The organism is Aquimarina sp. ERC-38 (assembly GCF_026222555.1).
In the GTDB taxonomy this organism is placed as follows: Bacteria; Bacteroidota; Bacteroidia; order Flavobacteriales; family Flavobacteriaceae; genus Aquimarina.
The window spans coordinates 231,804-247,478 of sequence record NZ_CP098511.1; the positions used below are offsets into that span (position 1 = coordinate 231,804).

The window sequence follows — 15,675 nt, forward strand, 5'->3', positions numbered from 1 at the left end:
TTCTTTTAATCAGTAAAAACGAACCTTTATGTTTCTAAATTATATCAAAATTGCCTGGAGAACCTTATTAAAAAACAAAGCTTATTCTTTTATAAATATTTTCGGACTTGCCCTGGGTATGGCGGTAACTATTTTAATTTCCTTATGGATTTACAACCAGTTTTCATACAATAATTTCTTTAAAAATAAAGACCGTATTGCCCAGGTATATCAACGGCAAACTTTTAATGGTAATACAGACTCTGGAAATGCAATGCCTAGGCCTATTGAATTCGCGTTAAAGGATAAGTATCAAGATCAGTTTAAACATATTGTCATGTCGTCATGGACGGGACAATATTATTTAAGCTATAACGACACGCATATATCAGAGACTGGTAATGCCATGCAGGCAGAAGGACCGGAGATGTTTTCATTAGAAATTATCGAAGGTGATTTGACTGGTTTAAAAAAATTAAACTGGATCTTATTATCACAATCTACCGCAAAGGCACTCTTTGGTGAAAAATCCGCCCTAGGCAAAATAATTAAAATTGATAATACTCATGACATGGAAGTTACCGGGGTTTATAAAAATATACCTGGTAACAATTCTCTAGATGATATGAATTTTATTTTTTCATGGGAAAAATATGTTACAATGTACGAATGGGTAAATAAGGTAAAAGATCACTGGGGTGACAATTCGTTTCAATGTTTTGTGCAAATTAATGATCAAACAACCTTTGATGCCGTTACAGCTACTATCCTACATGTAAAAAAAGACCTTGCGGATAAAGAAAAGCAATACAACCCTGAAATGTTTTTATTCCCAATGGAGAATTGGTATCTACGATCTGAATTTAAAGATGGATATCCATCAGGAGGACGTATTGAATACGTATGGTTATTCGCAATCATTGGTTTTTTTGTTTTGCTCCTGGCCTGTATTAATTTTATGAACCTCAGTACAGCCCGGTCTGAAAAAAGAGCAAAAGAAGTGGGGGTTCGTAAGGCTATTGGTTCTACCCGAAATCAAGTAATACGACAGTTTTTAAGCGAATCTCTACTGATTGTTTGTATCTCTTTTATAACTTCCATTATACTAGTATTAGTCTCCTTGGAAGGGTTTAATAAAATTGCAGCCACCCAAATTGAGTTTCCATGGGGTAACCCGATTTTTTGGTTGATAGCTTTTACTTGTGTATTAATTACTGCGGTATTATCCGGAAGCTATCCCGCTCTCTATTTATCCTCTTTTCAACCAGTCAAGGTGTTAAAAGGTTCTTTTAAAGCGGGTAAAAAGGCTGCCCTCCCCAGAAAGATACTGGTTATTTCCCAGTTTGTGATTTCTGTTTCGCTTATTATCGGTACTGCAATCGTTTTACACCAGGTAATTCATACTAAAAACCGATCTACGGGATATGATAACGCCGGAGTGATTCAAATTCCAACCCTAGGATCAGATTTTGTAGGTAAATATAATTTAATCAGAAATGAATTTCTTAAGTCAGGTGCTATTATTAATATGGCTTCATCCACTAGTCCTATGACGGGTGTTTGGAATAACTGGGGTGGATTTACCTGGTCTACAAAACCGGACGGTTTTCAGGAAGATTTTGCAGTTTCAAGGGTATCTTTTGATTTTGTAAAAACACTAGGACTTAAAGTTATTCAAGGACGTGATTTTGACAAAAAATTCGCTACAGATACTGCTGCAGTACTCATTAATCAAACCGCCGTTACTTATATGAATTTAAAAGATCCTATAGGCGAAATCATCAAGGGCAGTAATCCAAAAAGTAAACGAAGGTATAAAATTATCGGTGTAGTAAATGACGTATTAATGCAGTCTCCTTATGAACCCATTAAACAAACGCTTTTTATATACAACAAAGAAGATGATCCTAATTTTTATAACTTAAAATTAAACCCTGATCATACTACCAAAGAAAATTTGGCAACAATTGAAAGTGTATATAAAAAACATTTTCCCAGTCTTCCTTTTCAATATGATTTTGTAGACCAGGAATATGCTGAAAAGTTTGAATCTGAAGAGAAAGTAGCCAAGTTAGCTGGATTAGCTACTATTTTAGCAATTATCATTAGTTGTTTAGGACTGTTTGGTTTAGCTTCTTTTATTGCAGAACAGCGTAGTAAAGAAATTGGTATCCGTAAAGTACTGGGAGCATCTGTATTTAGTCTTTGGAGAATGTTATCGAAGGAATTTGTTATACTGATTTTAATTTCTTGTTTAATTGCTATCCCGCTTTCTTACTTAACCATGCATAGTTGGTTGCAGAATTATACCTATCGTACGGAAATTCAACCCTGGATTTTTATTATTGCCATTATGGGAGCGGTCTTTATTACCTTAACTACGGTAAGCTTTCAGGCGATAAAAGCTGCCACTTCTAATCCGGTAAACAGTCTTCAAGATGAATGATTCGTTTTCTCAAATGATAGGTATACTACTTCATCTCTGTAAGGTTATTATTGATTTTATAACTGATATTACCATCATGTATTTTAGTAGCTATCTAGAGTATGCACTGGATTATACCTTCTTACTCTTAGATATATAAAATCTGTTATGGCTTTAGTTTACAGTAGCGTTGGCATGTTAAATTGACCCAACTATTTTATTTACAGCTAGCTATCCTATCCTAAATCCTTCCCAAAGGAAAGGACTTTCAACTACCTTCCCTTAAGGAAGGGCTAGGGATGGGATTAATTTATATGAATAGAATTATCTATGCTGTTTTAAATTAGAGCCTCTATCATATATTTTGATTCAAAATATGTACTTAATCTACCCGCTCTGCATAAGACGCGGGTTTGATTCCTATACCATAATGAGCGGCATATACCTGGGTAAAAGTTGCCCCAAAAAACAAGATGATACTGGAATACGATACCCACAACAATATTAATATAACAGATCCCGCTGCCCCAAAAGAAGACCCTGGATCCATCTGACCAAAATAGATTCCTAGTGCAGATTTACCTAAAACAAAAAGTACGGAAGTTACAAAAGCACCTACCCATACCGAATTCCACCGAATTTTAACGTCGGGTAAATATTTAAAAATTAAAGCAAACAGTATGGTGATTAAGCCTAATGAAATAAAGAAATTAATCAGTTGAATAACCTCCACCATAAAATCAGGAAGGTAATATTCTATCCAACCGACCAAAGCAGTAATAACCGCGGTTAGGACTAGAGATATTAAAAGTAGAAATCCAATTACCAGAATTAATCCCAAAGAAAAAATACGGTCTCTCAACATTTTTAAATATTCGTTTTTAGGTTTGGGTTTGACCCCCCAGATAGCATTTAAGGACTTTTGTAAAGCTACAAACATACCGGTAGCTCCATAAAGTAAAGTAGCAATCCCGACGGCAATAGCAATATAGGACTGATCCTGGCTGATTGCATTTTCTATAATATCCTTAATCGTACTGGCAGAATCCTCTCCTAGAATAGAAGTGATTTCTTTCATCACCCGATCCTGAACTTCAGCACGGGAATAAAATATACTTACGGTTTGAATAACGATAATGACTAATGCCGGAAAGGAAAAAAGTGCATAATAACTTACCGCCGCACTTAATTGAAACGGATCACTATCCATCCATTTGGTGTAGGTTTCCTTAACAATTGCCCACATTCTCTGTGTCTTATTTGGCTCTGATTTCATTGAGTTTATTTTAAATTTTCTGTAACAGGTAATACTTCCCCAGTTGCACCGTCTGGTAACGCAATTCCTAAAAGAGCAGCAAGCGTAGTTGCAACATCCGTAGCATACGAAGGCGTATCATAAATCTTCGGAGAGACTAGACTACCATAAAACAATAGAGGTATGTGCGAATCATAGGTATATCCACTACCGTGTGCTGAACCTGTTCTAGAATAAGCTACTGAATATGAGGGTAAAACATATACAATATCGCCGCTTCGCTTAGAATGATACCCCTGTTTTATTTTAGAATGCATTCCATTGTAAAACTTTCTATTCTCTATTTGTTCCTTAGTAAAAACTTGTTCTATCCCCGGTTTTTTACGTAACCAGAATGCTACTTCCTTCCGTATATCCTTTAATTCTAATTTCTTTTGAACAAACTCTTTAGTATTCAAATATATTTGTTGGTTGGTGATGGAAAGTACTGGTTTTTCTATTTGATACTTTTTTTTTAGATAAGCCGAAAGAGCATTACGGTACGTAGCTTGTTTAAAGTAAGAAGCAGGAATTTTTTGGGATCGTAAGTACCCGGAAACATGACCAGCACCATGATCGGAAGTCAGGAACAAAAGATAACGCCCCTTACCTACTTCTTTATCTAGATATTGTAGAAAATCTGCCAAATCTTTATCTAATCGATAATACGTATCTTCTAATTCTACGGAATCCACCCCAAAATTATGACCGATATAATCCGTTGCCGAACAACTAAGCATCAAAAAATCAACTACTGAATCCTTACCCAAAGCTTCCTCCTGAATTGCTTTTTTTACAAAATCAAAAGTCATGGTATTCCCATGAGGCGTCCCTCTTAATATGGAATAAAACTGGTTAGTTGCCGCTAAGGAATCAATAGCATAAGGAAAATCTTTAGTATTCTTTCCTATAAACCCCCTTTCAAAAGCGTTGTGAGAGGTAGTTGTATTTAGATAGGTGGCTAAAGGATATAGCGGTTCCCATGCTTTTAGATAACTGTTTATATTTTTTCTTTCGTTAAATTCCAGCACCCATTTCGGCAGTTTTTCCTGGTAATAAGAAGAAGTAATCCATTTTCCATAGGTTTTGGCTTGAAACCAATAGCTGGCATCCGCCTTAAATCCCCCGGATAAAATAGCAGCACGATCTTTTAAAGCAATACTAATTACTTTACTCTTATTTTGGGTAGCTAATTTCAATTGATCGGATATCGTAGACACTTGTAGGTGAAGTGGTGATTTTCTACCGGACGGACTGGTGGTTCCCACCGGGTTTACCTGATCATTATGTACGCAATATATTTTTTCACCAGTAGTTCGGTCATACCAGGCGTTACCGATAATTCCGTGTACCCCGGGGCCACATCCGGTATAAATAGAAGCATGACCTGCAGCAGTGACCGTTGGCACATAATTAATATGGTGATTTTTGAAAAAAGCTCCGGTAGTCATTAATCTTTTAAACCCACCTTCAGAGAAGTTAGGGTAAAATTTAGACAAGTAATCAAAACGCATCTGATCTACTACGATTCCTACTACCAATGCTGGCGATTCTGTTGTCTGACGACTTTCATACGACTGACAAAAAGCAGAAATAGCCACGAGAAATAGTACAAGAAAAAAGAATCGTTTCATAAAGTTATCTAAACAAAGTGAAGGTAGTATAATTTTATATTCCTATGTACTACATTCCTATGAGATATGAACCCATTTATTATTTTACCTGTATTTTCTATTGAAGGTTCTCTTAAAACTACTGTTTTATAAATGATTTCAGGTTAAAACGAATTAAGGGCTAAATTAAAAGTAAAGCTCATTTCTTTATACTCACTTACCTATCAGAAGTATAATGGTAAAATAGAATAATGCTTATCTTTGATATAAACATAAAAAAGAGGTGATGAATCTAAAAAGTGCTTTAAAAGATTACGTTGTCGTTTCTTCAGAAATTATGGGCGGAACACCTGTTTTTAAAAATACCAGGGTTCCTATAAAAATACTTTTTGACTATCTACAAGGTGGCGATAACATTCAGGAATTTCTGGATAACTATCCAACGGTAGAAAAGACTTCTGTTCAAAAGGTAATAGAACTTTTAGCCTATTAGGTATCAAATATAAGAACAAGCTATTTATATAATTTGGGTACGGTATGCTAATAAAGAACCGTTAGAGTACTAAATATATCTAAACGAATACAACTACCACCTAACCTCTAAAATTCGTACTTTTAAAAAATCAATCTAATTTTTAAAGAGGCTTCTTTTGAGAAAAATTATTTTACATCTATTATTTAGTTTGCTATTTGTGTTCATAACAAAAGTTACGGCACAAGTACTACAAATATCTAATGAAAAAATGGGTATTGATAAGTCAGTAAAGCTGATGGTCTGTCAAATTTCAACTTCTCAAAAAACTTCGAGTACCGATAAAATTCAGCTACAACTAGGCAATGGAGAAAATATTCTTATCGCTAATGATAGCATTTCTACGCAAAAGTCCTACCAAATCACCTATCAGCAGCAGCCGTATATTCTCTATTTTACAACGTATCCACTTGTACAAATCAACGGTAAAGACAGTATCATAGACGAACCAAAACGATTAATGGAAGTAAGCTTTGCTTCAAAAGATACGGTTATCCGGAAGAAAGCAGGTGTTGAACTAAGGGGTAATATTTCGCTTAAATTTCCAAAAAAGAGTTATGACCTGGAGTTTAGAAATAGTAATAATACAAAGGTATCAGAAGACGTTCGATTCTTAAAGATGCGTAAAGATGACGATTGGGTGTTGGACGGAATTTACAACGAAGTTTTACGTATCCGTTCTCATTTTGGCAACCAACTCTGGTCTAAAATATACCAACTTCCTTACCTGGACAAAGAACCAAAGGCTAAAAGTGGGATTACATCAGCCTATGTAGAAGTATTTGTAAATCAACAGTATAAAGGTATCTACTCTTTAACCGAACAGGTAGACAGAAAACTTTTACAATTAAAAGATATTGAAAACGGAACGATTCAAGGAGAACTCTTTAAAGCTTCTAGCTATGAAGGAGCTCCTACCTTTACAAAAGCTCCCGAATTTAAGAATATTTTTCCGCATTGGGCCGGATATACCATGGAGTTTCCGGTAGTTGATTATAAATCTTACTGGGATAATCTATATGATGTTACCAAATTTGTGATAGACGCTCCTGTAGAAACTTTTAATCGTAAAATAGCTCAAAAAATAGACCTTTCTAATGCCATGGACTATTTTATCTTAGTAAACGTATTGCGTGCTACCGATAACTTAGGGAAGAATTTCTACCTGGCCAGATACAAAAAGGACACTCCCTATTTTATCGTTCCCTGGGATCTGGACGGCGTGCTGGGTACCATCCAGGATGGTAAGCAAATCCCAACTACAGACGATATTTTATCAAATAACCTATTTGATCGGCTTTTAAAAGACAACCCTGACCAATACCGTACTAAAATTAAAGCCAGGTGGGATAGTTTACGAACTACACAACTGAAGACAACCGCCTTATTAAACACCATAGATCGTACGTACCAAAAATTTCTAAAAGAAAAAATTTATGAGCGTGAAGAACTCATTTGGAACACAGAAATTTCCCATTCTGAGGCTTATGCTTATATGAAACAATGGCTAAAAGACCGGTTGACCTATCTTGACACTTATTTTAAAGAGTTGTAGATTGCTTTTAGGTACCTTCTATAAACGAGACACTTAGGATTTGCGTCACAGTTTCTTGCATTTAAGACAGGAAAAATGTTAATTAACGCTTATTTTGCTACACATTTTATGTTAAAAATAAAGCCCCGTCTTATCTATTTTATTTTACTTGTAGGTTGGTCAACGTGTGTGGCTTCACAACAGTACAGAATGATTAAAAATAAAATAATACCAAACCTGATTAAAGAAGAAGCCATAACGGCTTTAAGTCATTACCCGGAATTAAAGGAAACTTATATTGAGTTTAAATTTAAAGAATCCCTGGGGAAGTCCATGATGAAAGCGCAACCTAAGTTTTTTACCTTATTTAGAAACCGGAAAAACAGAAAATACATCATTCTGATGAGCCGAAATTTTACTTTAGACGGAACTTCTTTAGATTTTAATACTATTCCAAAAAATGTTTTGATCGGTTGGTTAGGGCATGAATTAGGACATATTATGGATTACCGGGAAAGGAGCAGTCTGGATTTAACTTTATTTGGAATACGTTATTACTTTTCCGGAAAACATATTCGTGAGGCCGAACGTACTGCAGATACATTTGCAGTAACCCACAAAATGCGACCTTATATTCTGGAAACTAAGAAGTATATCCTGGAACACGTTGACCTTTCAGATAAATATAAAGATCGAATTAAAAAATTGTACCTGTCCCCAGACGAAATTTTATCTATTGCCGTAGAAAATACACCTTAAATATTATATAAACGTTTGCGCAGAAGTATAAACAAATTATTAGTATGAGTACGTTATTATCAAAGTCTGAAAATTACGTTTTTGAGCTATTCAAAGAAAGATTAGCCAGAACCTACCTTTACCACAATTTTCTACATACGCAACGTGTGGTAGAAAGTACACAGGAAATTATAGAACATACCGTATTAACCGATGATGAAAAGTGTATTTTAATGGTGGCCGCCTGGTTTCACGATACCGGGTATGTACAGGGCGCACAAGGACATGAAAAGGTTAGCGCCGATATAGCTGCAGAGTTTTTAAAAAAAGAAGGAAAAGACGAGAATTTTATTCAGGAAGTAGCCAAATGTATACGGGCTACTAAGTTTGATAGTGAACCCACTTCTAAATTGGAAGAAATTATCCGAGATGCAGATAGTTCACATTTTGCTAAGGAGTATTATAGTAAAGTAAGCGAACTTTTACGACAAGAATTAAAACTACAAGATATTACCACGTTTTCGCCTAAGGAATGGCGTCTTGAAAATATTAAAATGTTTACCGAATGCCATCAATATTATACCCGGTATGCTATAGAGAATTGGGAACCTAAAAAAAACGAACACTTGGTTTCTTTGTTAAAAAAGAAAAAGAAGAACAAGAAGAAGGATGACAAAGAAGAACTAAAAGCAAAATTAAAGGCCAAATATAAAGAAGAAAGCCCGGAAAGAGGTATTCAAACCTTATTTAGGGTCACCCTTCGTAATCATATTAAGTTAAGTGATATTGCAGATACCAAAGCAAATATCCTTTTATCAGTAAATGCCATTATTATTTCGCTAGCCCTGGCAAATTTAATTCCTAAACTGGACTCCCCTACTAATCGACATTTGATGATCCCTAGTTTAGTTCTGGTTTTATTCAGTGTAGCCTCTGTCATATTATCTATCATGTCTACACAACCTAAAGTAACAAGTGGGGAATTTACTAAAGAACAGGTAAAAAATAAAGAAGTGAACTTATTGTTTTTTGGCAATTTTCATAAGATGCCGTTTGAACAATACCAATGGGCAATTAACGAAATTTTATTAGACAAAAGCTATGTTTATGAGATGTTAACCAAGGATTTATACCTATTAGGCATTGTCCTTAACAAAAAATACAAATTATTAAAGATTACTTATGTGGTTTTCACGATCGGAATCATATTATCCGTTTTAGCGTTCATCATTGCTTTTAGTAATACCGAATTTAGACCCATCGAAGAGATCATTATATCAAAATAAAATAATGGGTGCTTTTCACTTAGAAAAACATACTATAATAACAGAAAAGTTATGGCAATTATAGGTTCATTAATAAAAGGGGCAATACATCTTAAAGATGCGTTGACACCTTCGGTTGATCCGGTTTCTGCACAGGTAGATGTATTAAAGAGATTATTAGAAACTGCGGCGCGAACTGAATTCGGTAAGCATTATGATTTTAATGAAATTCTAAATGCTCCGGATATGGAACAGGCCTTTCGGGAGCATGTACCTTATTTTGATTACCATAAAATTGCTGAAGAATGGTGGCACCATATTCTGGATGGAAAAGAAGATATTACCTGGCCGGGCATTCCGGACTATTTTGCGTTAAGTTCGGGTACCACCGGAAAGAAAAGTAAAAGAATTCCTGTAACTAACGATATGATCGAAGCCATCCGACAGGCAGGTATCAAACAGGTTGAAGCTTTATCTAATTTTGATCTGCCCGCATCCTTTTTTGAAAAAGAAATTATGATGCTAGGCAGTTCTACCGATTTAAAAGAAATTGACGACCATTACGAAGGGGAAATTAGTGGTATTAGTGCTAGTAATATTCCTTTTTGGTTCGAAGGTTACTACAAGCCTGGTAAAGATATTGCCAAAATTGATAACTGGGATGACCGGGTACAACGTATTGCCGAAAAAGCAAAGACCTGGGATATTGGTGCGCTAAGCGGTATTCCGTCCTGGATGGAATTAATGATGCAGAAAGTAATTGACTACCATAAAGTAGACAACATTCACGAGATTTGGCCTAACCTAACAGTCTATACTTCAGGAGGGGTAGCCTTTGCCCCTTATGAGAAGAGTTTTAATAAACTATTGGCACATCCGATAACCGTCATTGACACCTATCTGGCTTCAGAAGGTTTTATAGCTTGTCAGACCCATCCGGATTCAGATGCCATGCAATTGATTACGGATGGTGGCATTTATTTTGAATTTGTTCCCTTTCAACCAGAATATATCAATCCCGACGGTTCCTTAACTGATAATGCTCCGGCTATCCCCTTGTCTAAAGTTGAAGCAAATCAGGATTATGTATTAATTATAAGTACGGTTTCCGGTGCCTGGCGATATATGATCGGAGATACCATTGAATTTACGGACGTAGAAAAAGCGGAAATCAGAATTACCGGAAGAACTAAGTTCTTTTTAAATGTGGTAGGTTCTCAACTTTCGGTAAATAAAATGAATACTGCCCTACGAGAAATTGAAGAGAAATTTAAAATAGAAATCCCGGAATTCACCTTATCAGCCACCAGAATTAACGAAGAGTTTTATCATCACTGGTATTTAGGTACGGAAACTTCGGTTAGTAATGAAGAATTGGCAGAAGCTTTGGATCAATCCCTTAAAGACGCTAATAAAAACTATAAAGTTGCCCGATCAAAAGCACTTAAAGGTGTAAAGGTTACTAAAATTGACCCGGACGCCTTTTACGAATGGAGTGGTTCCCAAAAGAAAAAAGGCGGACAGGTAAAAATGGAACGTGTCATGTCTGAAGAAAAGTTTGAAGAATGGAAGGAGTTTACAGAATCGTACACCTCTTCGGCTTCCGTATAATTGATTAAACCCCTTTAAGTTTGAAAATTTTAGTCCCCATAATACTTTTTTTGTTTCTCTTAGGTTGTGCTTCTTACGAACCTAAATACCGGGAAGTATATACCCCGCAACCTGAAAATACTACTAAAGAAATAGAGAAAACCTTTTACCTAATTGGTGATGCAGGGTACGCGCAGGAAGGAGCAAGTACACCAGGTTTACTAGCTTTGGAAAAATACCTTAAGGAACATAAACAAGAAGGGAACTACACTATTTTTCTGGGAGATAACATTTACCCGGATGGTATGCCCAAAAAAGAGGCAAAAGACCGTAGCATAGCAGAGCATCGTTTAAATATGCAAGCAGAGGCGGTTAAAAACTTTAAAGGAGAAGTTATTTTTATACCGGGTAATCATGATTGGTACAACGAAGGCCTTAAAGGTTTAGCGAGAGAAGAAAAATACCTCAATAAACAGATTAAAGACAAGAACATTTTTAAACCAAAGAATGGTTGTGCATTACAAAGCATTGAAGTCTCTGATAATATTCAGTTAATCATTTTAGATTCTCAGTGGTACCTGGAAGACTGGGACAAACACCCTACCATCAATGATAACTGCCCAGAGATTAAAACCAGAGAAGCTTTATTTCTGGAAATTGAAAGTGAATTTAAAAAAAATCAAAACAAAACCATTCTTTTTACCCTTCATCATCCTTTGTATACTTATGGTGTACATGGAGGTAAATTTGCGATGTCTAAACACCTGTTTCCCTCTCAAAGAAAGATTCCGTTGCCTGGTTTGGCTTCGTTGGTTACATTAATTCGGACTACCGGGGGTATTTCTAGTCAGGATACTCAGAATAAACAGTACCAAAAATTAATTAATCGCCTGGAAACCTTAGCACAAGGAGGTGAAAAGATCATATTTGCTTCCGGGCACGAACATTCCTTACAATACAATGTAAAGGACGGGGTACGCCAGATTGTTTCCGGAGCAGGAGCCAAAAATTCGTATGCTGCTCTAGGTAAATACAGCCAGTTTGCTTACGGAGGTCAAGGTTTTGTTCGTCTGGACATTTATAAAGACGGATCCTCTTATGCCACTTATTTCAGTAGTAAAAATAACGAACCTGATCCGGTTTTTGAAGTAGAAGTATATCCTAAAAATAGAGAATTCAATACAGATACTATTGCCTTACCTCCTACTGCCACGGTAAAAGCTTCGGTGTATGAAAAAGAAGGTACGGAACGCTCTAAAGTGTATGAAGAAATATGGGGAGATCATTACCGAGAATTATATGGGACTGATGTCGAAGTTCCGGTAGCCCTTCTGGATACACTTTACGGAGGACTGGAAGTGGTAAGAAGAGGGGGCGGACATCAAACCCGAACTTTACGTTTACAGGATAAAGAAGGTAAAGAATACAACCTTAGAGCACTTAAAAAAAGCGGAGTACTCTTTTTACAAGCTGTTTTATTTAAAGAGAATTATGTAAAAGAATCCTTAGAGAACACAGTTTCTGAACGGATTTTAAAGGATTTTTATACGGCTGCACATCCCTATGCTTTTACCGTAGTCCCAGGTTTATCTGATGCCATTGGGTTATACCATACCAACCCCCGATTGATTTATTTACCAAAGCAAAAAAAACTGGGTAAGTTTAATGAAGATCACGGGGATGAATTGTATATGATTGAAGAACGTCCGGAAGAAGGTCATTTGGATTTGGAAAGCTTCGGAACACCTGATGATATTGAAAGTACGCAGGATGTTTTTGAACGTTTACGCAAGGACGAAAAATATAAAGTCGATGAAAATGAATATATCAAAGCACGGATATTTGATATGTTAATCGGAGACTGGGATCGTCATGAAGACCAATGGCGCTGGGCAGAATTTGAGTTAGAAAACGGAGATCATATATTTAAACCCATACCACGGGACCGGGATCAGGCATTTTCTAATTTTGACGGGGCTTTTCTGGGAGCTTTAAAAGGTAGTATGGGATTTGCGAAACAATTTCAGGTATATGATGAAGAAGTTGATGATGTCAAATGGTTAAACATTTCCGCACTTCGGCTTGACCGGAATTTATTACAAAGTACCACCGCGACAGACTGGAAAAAACAAGCTGAATTTATCCAAAAAAATTTGTCTGATAAAGCTATTGACAAAGCTTTTGAACGTCTACCTGAAGCTGCCAAAGGTGAAACAGCCGAACGGGTAAAAAAGAAATTAAAAGGCCGTAGAAATCATATTGTTTCTATTGCTATGGAGTATTATGACTATGTTTCTGAACTGGGAATTATTTGGGGTACGGATAAAGATGATTACTTTGAAATTATCCGAATGAAAAATGGAAAAACCGAAGTAATTGTACGAAGAATTAAAGATAATAAACCGGCAGATACGGTAAGTCAGCGTATTTATGATCGTGCTGTTACTAAAGAATTATGGATTTACGGATTAGATGACGATGATGTTTTTGAAGTAAAAGGAAAACCGGACAATCCTATTAAAATCCGAATTATCGGGGGTCAGAATAACGATGTGTATAACATTAAAAAAGGAAGACGAGTTAGAGTTTATGATTACAAAAGTAAGCCCAACACTGTTCAAAAAAAGGGAGGTGCCCGTTTTAAATTTACCGATAATTACAGCATTAACCATTTTAATAAAGATCAGCGCACTTCTAAAGTAAATATGATTTTACCTAATATTGGGTTTAATCCGGACGATGGTTTACTCTTTGGGGTTACCGATGTTTTTACGTATAAAGGTTTTTATAAAAATCCGTTTACCCAACAACATTCTTTAGGTATTGGCTACTACCTGGCAACTTCCAGTTTTGACATTCGTTATACCGGTAAATTTGCCGGAGTGCTTAATAATTACAACCTGGTTGTAAAAGGAGTTTATACGAACCCTAATTTTGCTGAAAACTTTTTTGGTTTCGGGAATGGTACGGAAAATAATCAGGATGAACTTGGGTTAGATTTTAACCGGGTTCAAATGAGTACATACGGCGGTACCGTTGGGTTTGAAAAAACTGGTAGGTTCGGGAGTTATTTTAGTTATATGGCATCCGTAGAAGGTATCGAAATACAACGTACGCCAGGACGTTTTTTATCTGAATCTAACATCTTTAGCGAAAATAGCCGAATTTTTAATCGGCAATGGTTCGGAGGGTTTAATATTACCTATCGATACGAAAGTTATGACCTGCTGGTTAATCCGTCTAAGGGGATGAAATTCGAACTTTCTGCCGGAAGTAAAACTAACCTGGAAGATACGGACAGAACCTTTGGGTACATTAAACCTTATTTAGGCTTTTACAATGCATTAAGCCGTAATAAAAGATGGGTTTTAAAGACAGCAGCCCTTTCTCAATTTAATATTACCAAGAATTATGAATTCTTTCAATCTGCGCAGTTAGGTCAGGAAAATTTACTAAGAGGTTATAGAAGACAGCGTTTTTCCGGACAAACTTCGCTGGCAGCCAATGCAGATGTTCGATACAGTTTTGGTCAGTTTAAGACCAGTTTGATTCCGTTGCAAATTGGGGTTTTTGTAGGTTCCGGAGTCGGAAGGGTCTGGCAGGATAATACTCCGGAAGATAATAGTTGGCATGCAGATGTAGGCGGTGGTTTCTGGTTAAACAGTACCAATGCAATTAGCGGAACTTTAAATATTTTTACCGGTCAGGACGATGTCCGTTTATCTGCCGGTTTTAAACTTCAATTTTAAATCAATTCAATAAATAAGATATGAAAAAGAATATTCCATCAGTATTTCGGTTAATTCTAGTCATTACCTTTCTATATTCAAGTTCATATGCACAGGAAGTGTCCTCTCCTTATGAAACTGATTTTTGGAAAGATGGTGCCTGGTTAACGGCAGGTTTTGGTTTAAGTGCCTACGGTTTGATTTTGATCCAAAATAAGGATGATCTTACTCAACAGGAATTTGAAAGTTTAAATGAAGACGATATTAATGGATTTGACCGCTGGGCTGCCGGTAATTATTCAGAAAGTGCCAGTACTATTAGTGATATTCCTTTTTATGCATCTTTTGCTACTCCTTTTATTTTATTATTTGACGATAAGATGAATAATCATACCGGTCAAATATCCGTGATGTTATTAGAAAATTTATCTACTACAGCTGCTATGTTTTCTATTACAGCCGGATTAGTAAATAGAAGCCGACCTAAGGTATATAGCGATGAATTAGAATTGAGTGAACGACTGGAAGGAGATAGCCAGCGCTCATTTTACAGTGGTCATGTAGCTGCTTCTGCAGCTTCTACCTTTTTTGCTGCACAAGTTTATAGCGATTTTTATCCTAATTCCAAAGCGAAACCTTATATCTGGGCAGCAGCAGCGGTTATTCCTGCGGCCGTAGGATATTTTAGGATAGAATCCGGGAATCATTTCTTAAGTGATGTACTTCTAGGTTATGCTATCGGTGCAGCAAGTGGTATTTTTGTCCCTAGATTACATAGAAAAACTAATAAAAATATTAGTTTGATTCCAAGTGTTGGCAGAAGGTACCAAGCAGTAACGATGGCCTACCGTTTTTAAATTATTATAATTTTTCTTTAACTTAACAAAATATTAGAAAATAACCCACCCTAGTTGTCATGCGCTTAATACCTGTTCTTTTTTTACTACTTCTTTATACAAGTTCTAGCCATGGACAAT

At 36.1% G+C, this 15,675-nt stretch carries 10 protein-coding genes; 8 read left to right on the forward strand and 2 right to left on the reverse strand.

Annotation, left to right across the window (positions count from 1 at the left end):
- Window positions 1-28: 28 nt before the first annotated feature.
- Window positions 29-2,425, forward strand: a complete 2,397-nt coding sequence (locus NBT05_RS01080; protein WP_265771571.1) for an ABC transporter permease — start codon at window positions 29-31, stop codon at window positions 2,423-2,425.
- A gap of 361 nt (window positions 2,426-2,786) precedes the next feature.
- On the opposite strand, the gene NBT05_RS01085 is transcribed toward NBT05_RS01080, so the two are convergent.
- Window positions 2,787-3,680 (reverse strand): YihY/virulence factor BrkB family protein, encoded by an 894-nt coding sequence (locus NBT05_RS01085; RefSeq protein WP_265771572.1) that lies wholly within the window; start codon window positions 3,678-3,680, stop codon window positions 2,787-2,789.
- 5 nt (window positions 3,681-3,685) lie between these two features.
- On the reverse strand, window positions 3,686-5,332 hold the full coding sequence (gene pafA / locus NBT05_RS01090; protein ID WP_265771573.1) for an alkaline phosphatase PafA: 1,647 nt from the start codon (window positions 5,330-5,332) through the stop codon (window positions 3,686-3,688).
- Window positions 5,333-5,597: 265 nt separating this feature from the next.
- On the opposite strand from pafA, the gene NBT05_RS01095 reads away from it, so the two are divergent.
- The 7 genes from NBT05_RS01095 (at window position 5,598) to NBT05_RS01125 (ending at window position 15,555) form a co-directional block, all read left to right on the forward strand.
- Window positions 5,598-5,804, forward strand: coding sequence for a DUF433 domain-containing protein (locus NBT05_RS01095; protein ID WP_265771574.1), 207 nt, complete (start codon window positions 5,598-5,600; stop codon window positions 5,802-5,804).
- A gap of 199 nt (window positions 5,805-6,003) precedes the next feature.
- Window positions 6,004-7,398 carry a CotH kinase family protein gene (locus NBT05_RS01100; protein WP_265771575.1) on the forward strand — a complete coding sequence of 465 codons (1,395 nt, stop codon included), beginning with the start codon at window positions 6,004-6,006 and terminating at the stop codon, window positions 7,396-7,398.
- Window positions 7,399-7,587: 189 nt separating this feature from the next.
- Complete coding sequence (locus tag NBT05_RS01105) at window positions 7,588-8,136, forward strand: hypothetical protein (RefSeq protein WP_265771576.1); 549 nt, start codon at window positions 7,588-7,590, stop codon at window positions 8,134-8,136.
- A gap of 44 nt (window positions 8,137-8,180) precedes the next feature.
- Complete coding sequence (locus NBT05_RS01110) at window positions 8,181-9,401, forward strand: Pycsar system effector family protein (RefSeq protein WP_265771577.1); 1,221 nt, start codon at window positions 8,181-8,183, stop codon at window positions 9,399-9,401.
- A gap of 51 nt (window positions 9,402-9,452) precedes the next feature.
- Window positions 9,453-10,991, forward strand: a complete 1,539-nt coding sequence (locus tag NBT05_RS01115; protein WP_265771578.1) for a GH3 family domain-containing protein — start codon at window positions 9,453-9,455, stop codon at window positions 10,989-10,991.
- Window positions 10,992-11,011: 20 nt separating this feature from the next.
- On the forward strand, window positions 11,012-14,719 hold the full coding sequence (locus NBT05_RS01120; RefSeq protein ID WP_265771579.1) for a metallophosphoesterase: 3,708 nt from the start codon (window positions 11,012-11,014) through the stop codon (window positions 14,717-14,719).
- A 20-nt stretch (window positions 14,720-14,739) separates the two neighbouring features.
- Window positions 14,740-15,555 carry a phosphatase PAP2 family protein gene (locus NBT05_RS01125; RefSeq protein WP_265771580.1) on the forward strand — a complete coding sequence of 272 codons (816 nt, stop codon included), beginning with the start codon at window positions 14,740-14,742 and terminating at the stop codon, window positions 15,553-15,555.
- Window positions 15,556-15,675 lie beyond the last annotated feature (120 nt).

Excerpts from the sequence above, each read along its gene's own strand:
- NBT05_RS01080 (WP_265771571.1), top strand. The coding sequence starts at position 29 with ATGTTTCTAAATTATATCAAAATTGCCTGGAGAACCTTATTAAAAAAC.
- NBT05_RS01085 (WP_265771572.1), bottom strand. The coding sequence starts at position 3,680 with ATGAAATCAGAGCCAAATAAGACACAGAGAATGTGGGCAATTGTTAAG.
- pafA (WP_265771573.1), bottom strand. The coding sequence starts at position 5,332 with ATGAAACGATTCTTTTTTCTTGTACTATTTCTCGTGGCTATTTCTGCT.
- NBT05_RS01095 (WP_265771574.1), top strand. The coding sequence starts at position 5,598 with ATGAATCTAAAAAGTGCTTTAAAAGATTACGTTGTCGTTTCTTCAGAA.
- NBT05_RS01105 (WP_265771576.1), top strand. The coding sequence starts at position 7,588 with ATGATTAAAAATAAAATAATACCAAACCTGATTAAAGAAGAAGCCATA.
- NBT05_RS01110 (WP_265771577.1), top strand. The coding sequence starts at position 8,181 with ATGAGTACGTTATTATCAAAGTCTGAAAATTACGTTTTTGAGCTATTC.
- NBT05_RS01115 (WP_265771578.1), top strand. The coding sequence starts at position 9,453 with ATGGCAATTATAGGTTCATTAATAAAAGGGGCAATACATCTTAAAGAT.
- NBT05_RS01125 (WP_265771580.1), top strand. The coding sequence starts at position 14,740 with ATGAAAAAGAATATTCCATCAGTATTTCGGTTAATTCTAGTCATTACC.